Consider the following 15363-nt stretch of genomic DNA (forward strand, 5'->3'; position numbering starts at 1 on the left):
GTCAGGATGCCGAGCCGCCCAGGAGAGTCAGCGGTGCCCAGTCGGTCGACCCCGCCCCCGCGCCCCGCCGCCCGGTCCTACGACGGCGAGGGCATCGTCGTCGGCTTCGACGCGCGCCGCTGCCTGCACGCCGCAGAGTGCGTGCGCGGGCTGCCCGCCGTCTTCGAGGTCGGCCGCCGGCCCTGGATCCTCCCCGACAACGCCCCCGCCGACGAGGTCGCCGACGTCATCCAGCGCTGCCCGAGCGGGGCCCTCCAGTACCACCGCACCGACGGCATGCCCGACGAGGTCCCCGACGTCCCCACCCACGTATCGCTCCACGCCGACGGAGTGCTGCACCTGCGCGGAGACCTCGAAGTCGCCACCCCGTACGGTCCGCACCACGAGACCCGGGTGATGCTCTACGGCTGCGGCGCCACCGGGAACACCCCGTACTGCGACCACAGCGGGCCCTGCGCCGGACACGGCTGAGACGACTCCCGCGTGTGCGGCGCGCCGGTCGGGTGAATCGGTCTTCGGGATATATCTGTATTTAGTGCCCTTTATTCCGGATGTTCCGCCGCCCGATCCGGACACCCCGTTGTGATCGCGCTCATCGTCGCCCACTTCGCGCTGGCGGCCTGCGCGGGCCCGCTGGTGCACCGGATCGGCCGGTGGGCCTTCGTCGTGCTCGCCCTGCCTCCGGCGGCCGCCACCGTGTGGGCCTTCACCCGCTGGAGCACCGCCGCCTCCGGGGACGCGGTCACCTGGTCCTGGCAGTGGATCCCGGACTACGGCGTCTCCCTCGCGCTGCGCCTGGACGCGCTGGCCGAGCTGATGGTGCTGCTCGCCGCCGGGATCGGCGCGCTCGTCCTGCTCTACTGCGCCTCCTACTTCACCGACGACACCCCCCGACTGGGCCGCTTCGCAGGGAACCTGCTCGCCTTCGCGGGCGCGATGCTCGCCCTCGTCCTCGCCGACGACCTGATCACGCTGTACGTGTTCTGGGAGCTGACCACGGTCTTCTCCTATCTGCTGATCGGGCACGGCAGCGAACACCGGCACAGCCGCCGCTCCGCCCTCCAGGCGCTCGTGGTCACCACGTTCGGCGGGCTCGCCATGCTCGTCGGCTTCCTGATCCTCGGACAGGCCGCCGGTACGTACCGCATCTCCGAGATCGTCTCCGATCCGCCCGAGACGACGCTCGCCGTGTCCATCGCCATCGTCCTGGTGCTGTGCGGGGCCCTGTCCAAGTCCGCGATCTGGCCGTTCTCCATGTGGCTGCCGAACGCCATGGCCGCCCCGACCCCGGTCAGTGCCTATCTGCACGCCGCGGCGATGGTCAAGGCCGGGGTCTACCTGGTCGCCCGGCTCGCCCCCGCCTTCGCCGACGTCCCCGTCTGGAAACCCGTCGTCATCGTGCTCGGCGGCGCGACCATGCTGCTCGGCGGCTGGCGGGCGCTGCGCCTGAACGACCTCAAACTGGTCCTCGCCTACGGAACCGTCAGCCAGCTCGGCTTCCTCACCCTGCTGGCCGGGACCGGCAACCGCAACGCCGCGCTCGCCGCCGTCGCGATGATCCTCGGACACGCCCTCTTCAAGGCCCCGCTGTTCCTCGTCACCGGCATCATCGACCACGCCGCCGGCACCCGTGACCTGCGTAAACTCTCCGGAGTCGGGCGCTCCCTGCCGTACGTCGCCGGGGTCGCGGTGCTGTCCGCCGCCTCCATGGCCGCCCTGCCGCCGCTCCTCGGCTTCGCCGCGAAGGAGGCCGCGTTCGAGGCGCTGCTGCACGGTTCCACCGCCGACCGGTGGGCGCTGGCCGTCGTCGTCGCGGGCTCCGCGCTGACCACCGCGTACACCCTGCGGTTCGTCTGGGGAGCCTTTGCCCGCAAGCCCGGGGTTCCCGACACCCCCGTGCACGGCGTGGGCCCGGCCTTCCTCGCCCCGCCCGCCCTGCTCGCCGTCCTCGGCCTGGTCCTCGGCCCCGGCGTCGGCTGGACCGACCGGCTGCTGGGCGCGTACGCCGATACGTTGCCGGCCGACCCGGAGCCGTACCACCTCGCCCTCTGGCACGGGTTCGGCCTCGCCCTGCTGCTGTCGGCCGCCGCCTTGGCCGCGGGCACCCTGTTCTTCCTCGGCCGCACCACCGTCACCCGGCTCTCCCGGCGGATCGCCTGGCCCACCGCCGACAGCGTCTTCGGCCATCTGCTGCTCGGGCAGGAACGTCTCGCCCTCCAGGTCACCGGCTTCATCCAGCGCGGCTCGCTCTCCGTGTACCTCGCCACCACCCTGCTGGTCATGCTCGCCGGACAGCTCGCCGTCCTCATCGTCGACACCCCTTGGCAGGGCGCCGTGCGCCCCCGGGTCTGGGACTCCCCGATCCAGGGCGCCGTCGCCGCCCTGACCTGCGCCGCCGCCCTGCTCTGCCTGACCGTGCGGCGCCGCATGAAGGCCGTGGTCCTGGCGGGCCTGACCGGCTACGGCACCGCTCTGCTCTTCGTCGTCCAGGGGGCGCCCGACCTGGCGCTGACCCAGTTCTGCGTCGAGACGGTCGCGATGATCGTCTTCGTGCTGGTGCTGCGCCGGATGCCGGTCCACTTCCAGGAGTCCGTGAGCACCTGGCGGCGGGCCTCCCGCATCCCGGTGGCCCTCGCCGCGGCCGCCACCGTCGGCGTCGGGATGTGGGTCGCCGCCGCCGCCCGCACCGCCGAACCGGCCGGCTCCGCCATGGTCCAGGAGGTCGCCGACCACGGGCTCAAGGACGTCGTCGCCACCATCCTCGTCGACCTGCGGGCCTGGGACACCATGGGGGAGTCCGCCGTGCTCGCCGCCGCCGCGATCGGTGTCACCAGCCTCATCTACCTGCACCGCCGCAGCGAGGGCACCATGGCCCAGGAGGAGTTGCGGGGCCGCACCGCCTGGTCCCTGTCCGCCCACCACTCCTCCCGGCTGCCGCGGGGCGACGACGCGGCCCCCGAGCGCAGCTGGCTCGCCGCCGGGTCCACCCTCGCCCCCGAACACCGCTCGATCGTCTTCGAAGTGGTGGCCCGGCTGCTGTTCCACCCGATCCTGGTGCTCTCCGTCTACCTGCTGTTCTGCGCCGAGAGCCTGCCCGGCGGTGGCTTCGTCGCCGGACTCGTCGCCGGGGTCGGCCTGATCACCCGCTATCTGGCGGGTGGCCGCTTCGAACTCGCCGAGGCGGCCCCCCTGCAACCCGGCCTCTTCACCGGCCTCGGTCTCTTCATCTCCACCGGGGTGGCTCTCCTCGGACTCTCGGAAGGCACCGTCCTGCACGCCTTCACCTACTACGGGCACCTGCCGGTCTTCGGCGACTACCACCTGAGTACCTCGGTCCTCTTCGACTTCGGCGTCTACCTGCTGGTCCTCGGTGTGGTCCTGGACATCGTGCGGGCCCTCGGCGCCAAGGTCGACCGGCAGATCGAACGCGCGGCAGGCGTCCTCACCCCCGAGAGCGCCCCCGAGGGAGGCCCCACGCGATGATCGTCAGCGCCTCGCTCCTCGCCACCGCCGTCGTACTCTGCGCCGTCGGCGGCATCCTCATGCTCACCCGCCCGCTGACCCGCATCCTGCTCGGCGCCGTCGTCGTGAGCAACGGCATCAACCTGCTCGTGCTCTCCTCGACCGGTCGGGCGGGCGCCGCTCCCCTGCTGTACGGGGTCGCCTTCAACCGGATCACCGACCCACTGCCCCAGGCCATCGCCCTCACCGCCATCGTCATCACTCTGGCCACCACCGCGTTCCTGCTGGCCATGGCCTACCGCAGCCATCAGCTCACCGGGACCGACGAGGTCCACGACGACCTGGAGGACCGGCGTATCGTGCTGCGCGCCGAGGTGATGGGGGAGCGCAACCAGCTGCGCGAGCAGTTCCGTTCGGGGGCCGAGCCCACCGCGGAGGAACGCGAACGCTACCGCGAGGAGCGCCGCAGACTCCGCGACCGGCTGCGCGCCGACCGCGCCCGCCAGGCGCGCGGCCGCGACGCCTCCGGCGACCTCTGGAACGACGTGCTGGGCACCGACCCCGAGGACGACGAACGCGGCGGGGACGCCAAGGCCGACGACCGCTACCCCCGCGACCGAGGAGCCACCGGATGAACGCGCTCGTCCCGCTGCCGGTGCTACTGCCGCTGTGCGCCACCGGCCTCAGCCTGGCCTTCGGTACCCGCCTCAAACGCTTCCAGCGCTTCATCAGCGTCGCCGTGCTCAGCGCCGTCACGGCGCTCTCGGCGATCCTGATGATCGCCGCCGACAACCGGGGCCCGCTCTCCGTCCACCTCGGCGACTTCGCCCCGCCGCTCGGCATCACCCTGGTCGCCGACCGGCTCTCCGGACTGATGCTCACCGTCTCCTCGGCCGTCACGCTCTGCGTGCTGATCTACTCCCTCGGCCAGGGCATGACCGACCGGGACAAGGAGACCCCGCTCGCCGTCTTCCACCCCGCGTATCTGATCCTCGTGGCCGGGGTCTCCTGCACCTTCCTCGCGGGCGACCTCGTCAACCTCTACGTCGGCTTCGAGATCATGCTCGTCGCCAGCTTCGTCCTGCTCACCCTCGGCGGCACCGGACCCCGGATGCGGGCGGGCTCCACGTACGTGATCATCTCCCTGTTCTCCTCGATGCTCTTCCTCACCGCCATCGCCATGACGTACGCGGCCGCCGGAACCGTGAACTTCGCGCAGCTCGCGGTGCGGCTGTCCGAACTCCCCACCGGGGTACAGACCCTGATCCAGGCGATGCTGCTGACCGTCTTCGCGATCAAGGCGGCCGTCTTCCCGCTCGCCGCGTGGCTCCCCGACTCCTATCCGACCGCCCCCGCCCCCGTCACCGCCGTCTTCGCCGGTCTGCTCACCAAGGTCGGCGTCTACTGCATGATGCGCACCGAGACGCTGCTCTTCCCCGGCAGCCGCCTCGGCGACCTCCTGATGGCCGTCGCGCTGGCCTCCATGGTGATCGGCATCCTCGGCGCGGTCGCCCAGACCGACCTGAAACGACTCCTCTCCTTCACCCTGATCAGCCACATCGGCTACATGGTGTTCGGGATCGGCCTCGCCACCCGGGAGACGTACGGCGGAGCCATCGTGTACGTCGCCCACCACATCACCGTCCAGACGACCCTGTTCCTGGTCGCCGGGCTCATCGAACGCCGCGGCGGCACCACCGAGCTGACCCGGCTCGGCGGACTGGCCAGGGCCGCCCCGATGCTCGCGCTGCTGTTCTTCGTACCCGCGATGAACCTCGCGGGCATCCCCCCGCTGTCCGGCTTCATCGGCAAGCTCGGCCTGATGCGCGCCGGCGTGGCCGACGGCGGCGGCTGGGCCTGGGTCCTGGTCGTCGCCTCCGCGGTCACCAGCCTCCTGACGCTGTACGTGGTCGCCAAGGTGTGGAACCTGGCCTTCTGGCGGGCCGCCCCACCCGACCTGGCCGTCGCCGGTACGGTCCTGGAGTCCGGCGACGACAGCGACGAGGACACCGACGAGGGCCCCGACCACATCCCCGGCACCGGCGACGAGGGCGTCACCCCCGCGCACCGCCCGGCGGGCCAGGCCGTCGCCGCGACGCTGCACGGCCGGGCCGTGACCACCACCAGCCGGCTGCCCCGCCCGATGACCGCGGCCACCGCGGCGACCATCGCGCTCGGCCTCTCCTTCACGGTCCTGGCCGCCCCGCTGACCGCCTACACCGACCGCACGGCCGCCGAACTCCTCCAGCGGACCCCCTATGTCCAGGAGGTGCTGAGCCGGTGAGACGCATCCTGCGGTTCTCGTTCCGCAACGCCGATCTGCCGCCGCTGAGCTGCGAGTTCGGGGACCGCCGCAAGCGGGTCCTGGACCTGCCGCTGATCGCCTGGCTCACCGTGATCTGGGTGCTGCTCTGGTCCACCCTCACCTGGGCCAACGTGCTGACCGGCCTGGTCGTCGCGGTCGCCGTCTGCCTCGCCTTCCCGCTGCCCCGGGTCGACCTCGGGCTGCGGCTCCACCTCTGGGGGATCGTGTGCCTGGCCGGATATCTCTTCCAGGACATGTACACCTCCGGCGTGAAGGTCACCCGGCAGGTCTTCGTCGGCCTCCCGCACCGGGCCGCCGTGATCGGCGTGCCCCTGCGCTGCCGCAGCGACCTGATGCTCGCTGCCACCGCCGTCGCCGTCTCCAACGTCCCCGGCGGCTCCATCATCGAAGTGCGCCGGGCGACCGCCACCGTCTTCCTGCACGTCCTGGACGCCGACCTGCCCGAAGAGCTCGAAGCGGCGCGGCGCAAGGTGTGGCGCCTGGAGGAACTGACCGTACGGGCCTTCGGCACCCCCGACGAGATCGCCCGGGTCGCCGAACCCCCGCCACCGCCCCAGCCCACCCCCGGGAGGCCCGGACCATGAGCGCACCCGAACAGATCGACCGGATCCTGCTGACCACCGCCGTCGTGCTGATCGTCGTCGCCGGGGCCCTGCTGCTGGCCCGGATCTGGCGCGGCCCCTCCATGCTCGACCGGGCGATCTCGCTGGACGTCTGCGCAGCCCTGATCATCGCCGGGCTGGGCGCCAAGTCCGCCTTCGCCCGGGACCATTTCTACTTCCCGATCATGCTGGTGCTGGCGTTCCTCGGGTTCACCGGATCGGTGGGCATCGCCCGCTTCATCGCCGTACGCGACCGGCCCGGGAACGCGCCCCGCCCGCCGCACCCCGACGGCACCCAGGAGGGCCCGCAGTGAGCGCCTGGCTTCAGATCGCCGACACGGCAGGCGCCGTGGTGCTCCTCATCGGCGCCGCGATCTGCCTGCTCGGGGTGATCGGCATGATCCGGCTCCCCGACGTCCTCTCCCGCAGCCACGCGGCGACCAAACCCCAGACCCTCGGCATGATCCTGGTGCTGGTCGGGGTCGCCCTGCGGCTGCGCGGCGGCATGGACCTCGCCACCCTCGCCCTGATCGCCTTCTTCCAGATGCTCACCGGCCCGGTCGCCTCGCACCTGGTGGCCCGATCCGCGTACCGCACCGGCCAGATCGAACACAGTGAGCTGCTCTTCGACGAACTGGACGAACAGCTCACCGACGGGAAATGACCGGGCCCGCATGCAATGATGCGGGCACATGCCGGACGCTGGGGGGCGTATGGGAAGCACGGGCACGGTGCTGCGCGAATTGCGCGGCGCACAGAAGAGCGCCAAGGGCGTTTCGCTGTACTCGCGGTACGTGAACCGCCCGGCCGGGCGGGTGCTGGCGGCCGGGGCGTATCGCATGGGGCTGACACCCAATCAAGTTACGCTGGTCAGCGCCTTGTTCACCTATTCCGCCCTCGCCGCGGTCGCGCTCGCCGAGCCGTCGTGGACGCTCGCGGTCACCGTCTACGCGGCCCTGGCGGTCGGCTTCGCCTTCGACTCCGCCGACGGGCAGCTCGCCCGGCTCACCGGCAAGGGCGGGCCCGACGGGGAGTGGCTGGACCATGTCGTGGACTGCGGGAAGCTGCTCCTCGTCCACACCGCGGTCCTGATCTCGTTCTACCGCTTCGGTGAACTACCCTCTGATGCCTGGCTGTTGCTGCCACTGGGCTTCCAGCTGGCCGCCGTGCTCACCTTCTGCGCCGGGCTGCTGCGCGAACAGCTCGGCAAGGCGGCGGCGAGCGCCCGCGGGCCGGCCTGGGCGGCACCGGCGGCGGCGCCGGTCTCCCGGGGGCGGGCCGTGGCGCTGCTGCCCGCCGACTACGGGGTGTTCTGCCTGGTGTTCCTCCTGCTCGGCGCACCCGGAGCCTTCCGCGCCGGGTACGCCGTGCTGGCGGTGGTGCACACCCTGTTCCTCGCGGCCTTCCTGGCCAAGTGGTTCAGGGAGCTGAAAGCGCTCCGGGCGGGCTGACGAGCACGTCCAGCGCCCGCCGCAGCTGGGTGCTGGACGTGTGCACGGTGTACGGGAAGTAGACGACCTCCACGCCCACTTCGGCGAAGTCGCGCTCCAGCTTCAGGCCCTTGTCCGTGCCCCGCCAGTCGTCGCCCTTGAAGATCACGTCGAACCGGACCTGCTGCCAGGTCTCGACCTTGTCCGGCACGGTCTCCACGAACGCGGCGTCCACGAACCGCACGCTGCGGACGATCTCCAGTCGTTCGCGCAACGGGATCACGGGCCGGTGGCCCTTGGCGAGGGCGGCCATCTCGTCCGAGACGACCCCCGCGACCAGGTAGTCGCACTGACTGCGGGCATGCCGCAGGATGTTCAGGTGACCGACATGGAACAGGTCGTACACCCCGGGCGCGTAACCCACCCTGTGCTGCACCATCCGTATCTCTCCCCCCACGGTGAACGTGATCCGGTGATGTTCCAACGACCTTACTGTGAAGAACACTTGAGCAAGCCGTGAACGGATAAGCTCGACAGGGGCTGTTCCTCGGTGGGGACAGCGGCTGTCATGGGGGGAAGGCGATCGTCCGATGAGTGATGGAGCCAGGCGCGGGCCGTTCCGGGACCGCCGCCTTCTGGTGGTGTCGACCAACTATGCCCCGGAGGTCACGGGCATCGGCCCGTACGCTACCCAACTGGCCGAGCACTGGGCCGCGTCGGGTGCCCGGGTCAGGGCGCTGACCGGTATGCCGCACTACCCCGCCTGGCAGCTAGAGGAGGGCTACCGGGGCGTGTGGCGGACCGTGGAGATACGCGGTGGCGTCGGCGTGCACCGGCGCAGGCACTATGTGCCGTCCCGTCAGACCGCCCTGCGCCGAGCCGCGTTCGAGGCGAGCATCCTCGCCACCGGGCTCACCGCCCCGCCGCCGGGACGCCCCGACGCCGTGATCGCCCAGATGCCCAGCCTCGCGGGCGGCGTCATCGGGGCCCGCCTCGCCCGTCGCCACCGCGTGCCCTACCTCCCCGTTGTCCAGGACCTGATGGGCGCCGCCGCCGCGCAGAGCGGCATCCGGGGCGGGGGCCGGGCGGCCGCCGTCGCCGCGGCCGCCGAGCGGTACGCGTTGCGCGGGGCCGCCCTCGTCGGCGTCATCCACGAGAGCTTCGTCCCCGGGGTCACCGCCCTCGGCGTGGACCCCGGCCGCATCCGCCTCGTCCCCAACTGGACCCATGTGCAAGGCCCCACCGCCGACCGGGCCGCCACCCGGGCCCGGTTCGGCTGGGCCGCCACCACCCCCGTCCTGCTGCACTCCGGCAACATGGGCCTCAAGCAGGGCCTGGAGGTGCTCATCGACACCGCCCGGCTGGCCCCGGACATCCGTGTCGTCCTGATGGGCGACGGCAACCAGCGCGACGCCCTGCGCGCCCGCGCCGAGGGACTGCCCAACGTGGAGTTCCTGGAGCCCGCGAGCGCCGAGGAGTTCCCCGACGTCCTCGCCGCCGCCGATGTCCTCGCGGTCACCCAGCGGGCCTCGGTCCTCGACATGAGCGTCCCCTCCAAGCTCACCTCCTACTTCGTCTCCGGACGCCCCGTGCTCGCCTCCGTCGCCGACGAGGGCGGCACCGCCGACGAGGTCCGCCGCTCCGGGGCCGGGGTCCTCGTCGCCCCTGAGGACCCCGCCGCCCTCCTGGAAGCCGTACGCAAGTTCGCCGCCGACCCGGCCCGCGCCGACGCCCTCGGAGCCGAGGGGCCGCGGTACGTGGCACGCCACCTGAGCCGGGAGGCGGGCCTCGCCCGCTTCGACGAACTGCTCGCCGAGGTCCTGCGGGACGGACAAGGGGGCCCTCGCCGATGACAGCCGTGAACCGGGTCCCGGACGACCAGGACGAGCCGGCGCTCCTGCGCGACCAGTTCCGCCAACTCCTCCGCTACCGAAGCCTGCTGGCCGCCGGCGTCGCCGTCGGACTGCTCGGCGGAGGCTATCTCGCGCTCGGCGGCGAGGAGACCTACACCGCCACCGGCGAAGTACTCGTCCGTTCCGCGATCTCCGACCCCTTCGCCGCCGGAGCCTCCGCCGACAAGGGCATCAACATCGGCTCCGAGCGCCAGACCGCCGTCAGCGACACCGTCGGCACCCTGGCCGCGGGCACCCTCCTCAAGGCGGGCGACGACGTCGCCGCCCGTAAGCTGCTGGACGGACTCCAGGTCACCAACCCCCCCAACACCCTCACCCTCCGCTTCTCCTACACCGGTGCCACCCCCGAGCAGTCCCGCGCCCGCGCCGAAGCCCTGGCAGGCGCGTATCTCGCCCATCGCAAGGCACGCACCGAGGACAGCATCAAGAACATGTCCGACGGCTACCGGGCCCAGCTCGGCCCGCTGGAGGAGAAGCGCGACATGCTGGAGAAGCAGATCGGCGCGGGCGCCGCCGACGACGTCACCAGTGCCCGCGCCAACATCATCGTCTCCATCTCCGAACTGAGCCGGAAGATCTCCGAGCTCAAGGCCCTGGACACCACCCCCGGCTATCTCAACAAGAAGCCCGTCGCCCCCACCTCGCCCACCGGGGCCGGCCTGCCCCTGCTGCTCGGGCTCGGCGGTGTCGTCGGTCTGGCGCTGGGGCTGCTGCTGTCCTGGGTGCGCCTCGTCTTCGACCCCGCCGTACGCTCCACCCGCGAGCTGGTCCACTCGCTCGGCGCCCCGCTGCTCGGCACCCTGCCCCGGGAGCGCGCCGCCACGGGCGGACTGCTCGCCATCGGCCGCAGCGGCTCCCGGCTCGCCGAGGAGTACCGCGCGGTCGCCTTCCGGCTCGCCTACGACCCGTCGTTCGCCGAGAGCCGCCGCCTGCTCGTCACCGCTCCGCGCGACGACAACGCGGCCGCCGCCGCGGCCGCGGCCAACCTCGCCGCCGCCTTCGCCGAGATGGGCCGTGACGTCCTGCTGGTCGAGGCCGATCTGCGCACCCCCTCCCTCGCCCGGGACCTGGGCTCCGCCGCCCACAAGGTGCGCCCGCCGCGCTGGGCCGCCGAGGAGGGCGACGGCAGCTGGCCCACCGGCGGCCGCTCGGGCGTGGACGTCCCCGGCTCCGGGGCCTTCACCCTGATCCCCGGCACCACCGTCGACAACGTCCCGCGCGTCCTCACCTCCCCGCCCGTCGGCCGCGTCGTCGCCGAGGCCGACCGCCCCGGCACCGTCGTCATCGTGCTCGCCCCGCCCGTCCTCTCCTACGCGGACGCGGTCGCCCTCGTCGACCGGGTGGCGGGCGTCATGATCGTGTGCGACCCGCGCGAGGTGCACCGCAGCGACCTGGAACGCATCCGCGAGATCATCGTCGCCTCCGGGGGCTCCGTCCTCGGTTCCCTGCTCCACCCGCCCCGGGGGCGGCTGCGCCGCGCGGAGCGGCGAGCGAAGTCCACCCGGCGCAGGGGAAGCGGCGGTGGCGGCGGACCCACTCCCACCGCAGAGCCGGACGCCCCCGAGCTCACCGGCGATCCGACCGAGACCCTCGGACTGCGCTCCTTGACGCTCCCGGCGGCGCGACGGTGAGAGCCCGCACGGCCGTCCTCTGCTCGGTCGCGGACCAGGGCGTGGCGGCGCTCACCAACATCCTCGTGCTGGTGGCCGCCGCCCGGCTCTCCACCGTCGCCGACTTCGCCCGCTTCTCCGCGGTCTACCTGGCCTTCACCGTGCTGCTCGGCGTCTCGGGGGCGTACACCGGGCAGCCCCTCGTCCTCAAGCGCGGCGCGGGCGAGGAGACCCGGGGCGCCTGCCGCTCGGCCGTGACCTTCACCGTGCTCGCCGCCGCCGTGCTCGGCATGCTCCTGGCCGCCGTCTGCGCCCTCGTCCCCGGAGACACGGCCCGCGCCCTGCTGATGCTCGGCCTGGTCCTGCCCGTGGTGCTGGGCCAGGACGCCGTCCGCTACGCCTTCTCCACGCTCCAGCAGCCCCACCACGCCCTGATCTCGGACCTGTTGCGGCTGGTCTGCGTACTCGCGGCCCTCTCCGTACAGGACTACGGGGCGGCCCCGGCCCGGCTGATCGCGGTCTGGGGCCTGTCCGCCCTGCCCGCCCTGCTGCTCTCCGCCGTCCTGCTCCGCCGTGCCACCGACGGGGCCCCGACGGCACTGCGCCCGATGCTGCGGCGCGGCCACCTCGGGCAGCGCTTCACCGTCGAGTTCGGCGTGGGCAACGCCACCAGCCAGCTGTCCGTCCTCGGCCTCGGCGCGGTCGGCAACCCCCTCCTGGTCGGGGCGCTGCGCGGGGCGACCACCCTCTTCGGGCCGCTGAACGTGCTGTTCACCTCCGCCACCTCCTTCGGCCCTCCGATCCTCGGCCGCGTCGGCGACGAACGCCGCCGGGTCCGGGCCACCGCCGCGCTCGCCGCCGCTCTCGCCACCACGGCCGCGCTCTGGGCCACGGTCCTCGCCCTGCTGCCCGACAGCGCAGGACGCCAACTCCTCGGCGACACCTGGCCCGTTGCCGCCGCACTGCTCCCCGCGACCGGCAGCCAGTACGCGGCGATGGCCGTCGGCACCTGCGGCCTGCTCGCCCTGCGCATGCTCGACCCGCGCACCACGCTCCCCATCCAGATCGTCTTCTCACTCACCGCCGTGGCGTTCCTCGCGGGCGGTTACGTCATCGGGGGCGTCCCGGGCGCCGCCTGGGGCCTCTTCCTGGGCTCGCTCTGCAAGGCCACCGCTACCTGGATCAGGGTGGCCCGGCTGCGCCGACGGAAGGCCGCGCCCCAGGAGCCCGTCAGCGCCGACGCGCTGCCCGCTGCTCCCTGAACGTGGTGATCAGCGCCAGACAGAGCACCGCGATGGCGAGCTTGCCCACTGCCTGGAGCAGTGGGCCGCGCAGCAGGATGAAGGTGTACCCGGCGATCAGCGGGGCCGCGATGGCCAGCACACTGCCGGAGCCCGGGCCCGCCCGGGTGACCGCGAGGGCGTAGCGGCGGTCCGTGCGGGCCGCCGCGTAGCCGATCAGCGCCAGGCCGCCGGCCATTCCGGCCGGGCCGAGGTCCACCCAGAGCTCGGTCCACAGCGGGGCCGAGAGGTTGGTCATCCGCATCCCCATCCACTGCCCGACCCGGACCCCGGTGTCCTCCGGCTTTCCGCTCCACACCGACCGGGGCACGAAGAACAGCGCGGAGCCCGCCAGTTGACGGCCATAGGTGTGGCCCCGGGTGTCCACCCAGGAGATGGTGTTGGCGAACATCACCGTCTGGTCGTAGTCCTTGGTGGCCAGCGGCTCGAAAGCCGAGGCGGACTGCACGGTCCGCTGCCCCTCCTCGTCGTAGCGGAACTTGTCCGCGTACGGGAACAGCACCAGCGCCCCCACCACGCCCGCCGCGAGCACCGAGCGGTACATCGCCGCACTGCGCGGGAACGCCGTGAACAGCAACGACACCAGCACCGTCAGGAACCAGTAACGCGCGTTGGAGATCGGGTTGTTCACCACCAGATTGAGCGCCGCCAGCGCCACCCACGCCAGCACCGTCGACGGGGTCCTCCGGGCCCGCCGGGAGGTCACCAGGCGGCGGGTGCAGAAGAGCAGTGCCAGCAGCGCGGGGACCGTGCCGAAGCCCTTCAGGAACGCCGAGCCGACGTTCGACTCGCCCGAGGCGACCCCGCTCGCCGCCACCGTCTCGCTGATCTCCTGCCTGCTGGAGAAGAAGACCGCGGGCCCGCCCAGCTTCAGCACGTAGTACCCGCTGGCCGCGAACGCGAGCAGCACCAGCAGCCGCAGCCGCACCGGATGCGCCACGGCGGGCCCGCCCGTCCCGCGCGCGGTCGGCGTACGGCGGCGCAGCGGCCGCCGCGAGGCCAGCAGCGCCCCCAGGTCGAAGGCCGCACATCCCACCAGGATCATCGCGATCGCCGTCACCAGGTCCGAGCGCGGCCCCACCATCGGCGTCGGCGTCTGGCCGATGACCACCTGCGCGAACGGCGCCACGCCCATCGCGATGTAGACGAACATCCAGAAGACGCCCTGGAGCAGCCGCCGCCGGGTGGAGAGGATCATCGTCGCCAGCCGGGCCCCCGCGTAGCAGGTCAGCACCAACTGGAGCCAGTACGCCGTGTCCCGCACCCCGCTGCCGGGCTGCGCGGCGATCACCGCGGGCAGGAAGCAGACCAGACCCAGGATCAGCGGGACCGCCAGCGCCCGCGAGAGCATGGCCCAGGCGATCGGCCGGGCGGGCGGTTCGAGGGCCGTCGGCCGCGTCGGCGAAGGCTTCGGCGTGCGCGTCGGCGTGTGCACGGACGTCATCCGCCCCCCGTTCCGTGGACCGCTGAACACTCTAACGAATCAACCCACTTGGAGGGACGCAATGGCTACGCTGTGAACAGTCGGCCGAGGTTGAGGGGAACCCTGGTGAAAATCCTGCACGTTGTCACGCTCCACACCCCGGACCACGCGTTCGGCGGTCCGACCCGGGTGGCGCTCAACCTGTCCAAGGTCCAGCGGTCCGCCGGTGACGACGCCCGCATCATGGCCCTGGGCGACGGCTTCCCGGACGGTGAACTGCCCAGCAGTGTGGAGGGAGTTCCGGTCCACCTCTTCCAGGCCCGGCATCTGCTCCCGATGTTCGAGGTCAGCGGCATCACCTCCGCCGCCCTGCTGAGCACCGCCCGCCGCATGATGCGCGGCGCCGACCTCGTCCACGTCCACCTCATGCGGGACCTGGTGACCCTGCCCGCCGCGCTGATCGCCCTCGCGACCCGTACCCCCCTGGTCGTGCAGACCCACGGCATGGTCGACCCGACCGAGAAGCGCGTCGCCCAGCTCACCGATCTGCTCGGAGTCCGCAAGGTGCTGCGGGAGGCGGACGCCGTCCTGCATCTGACCGAGATGGAACGGCTCGATGTGAACGCCGTCGCCGCACCCGTCCCGCTCAGCCGTACCGTACGGCTGGTCAACGGGGTGCGCCCGCAGGAGCGCAAGCCCGCCCGCGACCCCGGCCGCCCGCCCACCGTGCTCTTCCTTGCCCGCATCCAGGAGCGCAAGCGGCCCGAGGACTTCGTCGCCGCGATGCCGCACGTCCTCGCCCGCCACCCGGACGCCCGCTTCGTGCTGGCCGGGCCCGACACCGGGGCCCTTCCCGAAACCCTCGCGCTGGCGGCCAGGTTGGGCGTTGCCGACTCCCTGGACCATGTCGGGCCGCTGGACCACGACGAGGTGCTCGCCGCCGGACGCGAGGCCGACGTGTACGTCCTCCCCTCCATCGAGGAGCCGCTCGGGGTCTCCGTCCTGGAGGCGATGTCGGTCGGCACCCCGGTCGTCATCACCCGCACCTGCGGCCTGGGGCCCGATGTGGCCGAGACGGGCGCGGGACGGGTCATCGACAGCCGGGTCGGCGCGGACGCCGCCAACGCGCGCAAGGTCGCCGACGCCGTCCTGGAGCTGCTGGAGCCGGAGGCCGCCGAGCAGGCGGGCAAGGCCGCCTGGGAGCTGGTCAACGAGCGCTTCACCATCGAGGTGGTCACCACCACCCTCCGGCGGACCTACGAGGACGTGGTCCGCCGGAGGCGAGGGTGACCGGCT

At 72.5% G+C, this 15363-nt stretch carries 14 protein-coding genes; 12 read left to right on the plus strand and 2 right to left on the minus strand.

All coding sequences use genetic code 11. From position 1 onward, the window contains the following. The first annotated feature begins 6 nt into the window (after positions 1-6). The 8 genes from RI138_RS26855 to RI138_RS26890 all read left to right on the plus strand — a co-directional run bounded on the left by RI138_RS26855 (position 7) and on the right by RI138_RS26890 (position 7841). Positions 7-471: a (4Fe-4S)-binding protein gene (locus RI138_RS26855; RefSeq protein WP_311121951.1), complete on the plus strand. Its 465-nt coding sequence runs from the start codon at positions 7-9 to the stop codon at positions 469-471. A 111-nt stretch (positions 472-582) separates the two neighbouring features. Further along, the gene (locus RI138_RS26860; RefSeq protein ID WP_311121952.1) at positions 583-3483 is read left to right on the plus strand and encodes a Na+/H+ antiporter subunit A; all 2901 of its coding nucleotides are present in this window, start codon (positions 583-585) and stop codon (positions 3481-3483) included. Then, a complete protein-coding gene (locus tag RI138_RS26865; RefSeq protein WP_096629476.1) occupies positions 3480-4097 on the plus strand; it encodes a Na(+)/H(+) antiporter subunit C in 618 nt (205 codons plus the stop codon). The genes RI138_RS26860 and RI138_RS26865 overlap by 4 nt, the downstream gene beginning before the upstream one ends. Further along, a complete protein-coding gene (locus tag RI138_RS26870; RefSeq protein ID WP_311121953.1) occupies positions 4094-5746 on the plus strand; it encodes a Na+/H+ antiporter subunit D in 1653 nt (550 codons plus the stop codon). Before RI138_RS26865 ends, RI138_RS26870 begins: the two co-directional genes overlap by 4 nt. After that, on the plus strand, positions 5743-6372 hold the full coding sequence (locus RI138_RS26875) for a Na+/H+ antiporter subunit E (RefSeq protein WP_311121954.1): 630 nt from the start codon (positions 5743-5745) through the stop codon (positions 6370-6372). Before RI138_RS26870 ends, RI138_RS26875 begins: the two co-directional genes overlap by 4 nt. Further along, positions 6369-6704 carry a monovalent cation/H+ antiporter complex subunit F gene (locus tag RI138_RS26880; RefSeq protein ID WP_096629481.1) on the plus strand — a complete coding sequence of 112 codons (336 nt, stop codon included), beginning with the start codon at positions 6369-6371 and terminating at the stop codon, positions 6702-6704. Before RI138_RS26875 ends, RI138_RS26880 begins: the two co-directional genes overlap by 4 nt. Then, positions 6701-7054: a monovalent cation/H(+) antiporter subunit G gene (mnhG, locus tag RI138_RS26885; RefSeq protein ID WP_096629482.1), complete on the plus strand. Its 354-nt coding sequence runs from the start codon at positions 6701-6703 to the stop codon at positions 7052-7054. The genes RI138_RS26880 and mnhG overlap by 4 nt, the downstream gene beginning before the upstream one ends. A gap of 49 nt (positions 7055-7103) precedes the next feature. Continuing rightward, entirely contained in the window at positions 7104-7841 is a 738-nt protein-coding gene (locus tag RI138_RS26890) for a CDP-alcohol phosphatidyltransferase family protein (protein WP_311121955.1), read from the plus strand. Here the strand turns inward: RI138_RS26890 and RI138_RS26895 are convergent. Next, entirely contained in the window at positions 7810-8259 is a 450-nt protein-coding gene (locus RI138_RS26895; RefSeq protein WP_096629485.1) for an adenylyltransferase/cytidyltransferase family protein, read from the minus strand. The two genes, RI138_RS26890 and RI138_RS26895, sit on opposite strands and share 32 nt — an antisense overlap. Before the next feature lie 151 nt (positions 8260-8410). Between RI138_RS26895 and RI138_RS26900 the strand changes: the two genes are divergently transcribed. The 3 genes from RI138_RS26900 to RI138_RS26910 are packed head-to-tail and all read left to right on the plus strand — an operon-like array spanning position 8411 to position 12605. Further along, positions 8411-9673, plus strand: a complete 1263-nt coding sequence (locus RI138_RS26900) for a glycosyltransferase (protein WP_311121956.1) — start codon at positions 8411-8413, stop codon at positions 9671-9673. Beyond that, positions 9670-11364 (plus strand): lipopolysaccharide biosynthesis protein, encoded by a 1695-nt coding sequence (locus RI138_RS26905; protein WP_311121957.1) that lies wholly within the window; start codon positions 9670-9672, stop codon positions 11362-11364. Before RI138_RS26900 ends, RI138_RS26905 begins: the two co-directional genes overlap by 4 nt. After that, positions 11361-12605, plus strand: a complete 1245-nt coding sequence (locus RI138_RS26910; protein WP_311121958.1) for an MATE family efflux transporter — start codon at positions 11361-11363, stop codon at positions 12603-12605. The genes RI138_RS26905 and RI138_RS26910 overlap by 4 nt, the downstream gene beginning before the upstream one ends. Here RI138_RS26910 and RI138_RS26915 read toward each other — a convergent pair. Continuing rightward, entirely contained in the window at positions 12574-14088 is a 1515-nt protein-coding gene (locus RI138_RS26915) for a hypothetical protein (protein WP_398863803.1), read from the minus strand. The genes RI138_RS26910 and RI138_RS26915 overlap by 32 nt on opposite strands. Positions 14089-14193: 105 nt before the next feature. Here RI138_RS26915 and RI138_RS26920 point away from each other — a divergent pair, with 105 nt between their 5' ends. After that, on the plus strand, positions 14194-15357 hold the full coding sequence (locus RI138_RS26920) for a glycosyltransferase (protein ID WP_311121959.1): 1164 nt from the start codon (positions 14194-14196) through the stop codon (positions 15355-15357). Positions 15358-15363: the final 6 nt, after the last annotated feature.

The sequence above is a fragment of the Streptomyces durocortorensis genome (assembly GCF_031760065.1).
Lineage (GTDB): Bacteria > Actinomycetota > Actinomycetes > Streptomycetales > Streptomycetaceae > Streptomyces.

Coding starts and splice junctions, on each gene's coding strand:
- RI138_RS26855 (WP_311121951.1), top strand. CDS start 7: ATGCCGAGCCGCCCAGGAGAGTCAGCGGTGCCCAGTCGGTCGACCCCG.
- RI138_RS26865 (WP_096629476.1), top strand. CDS start 3,480: ATGATCGTCAGCGCCTCGCTCCTCGCCACCGCCGTCGTACTCTGCGCC.
- RI138_RS26870 (WP_311121953.1), top strand. CDS start 4,094: ATGAACGCGCTCGTCCCGCTGCCGGTGCTACTGCCGCTGTGCGCCACC.
- RI138_RS26880 (WP_096629481.1), top strand. CDS start 6,369: ATGAGCGCACCCGAACAGATCGACCGGATCCTGCTGACCACCGCCGTC.
- RI138_RS26890 (WP_311121955.1), top strand. CDS start 7,104: ATGGGAAGCACGGGCACGGTGCTGCGCGAATTGCGCGGCGCACAGAAG.
- RI138_RS26895 (WP_096629485.1), bottom strand. CDS start 8,259: ATGGTGCAGCACAGGGTGGGTTACGCGCCCGGGGTGTACGACCTGTTC.
- RI138_RS26900 (WP_311121956.1), top strand. CDS start 8,411: ATGAGTGATGGAGCCAGGCGCGGGCCGTTCCGGGACCGCCGCCTTCTG.
- RI138_RS26905 (WP_311121957.1), top strand. CDS start 9,670: ATGACAGCCGTGAACCGGGTCCCGGACGACCAGGACGAGCCGGCGCTC.
- RI138_RS26915 (WP_398863803.1), bottom strand. CDS start 14,088: ATGACGTCCGTGCACACGCCGACGCGCACGCCGAAGCCTTCGCCGACG.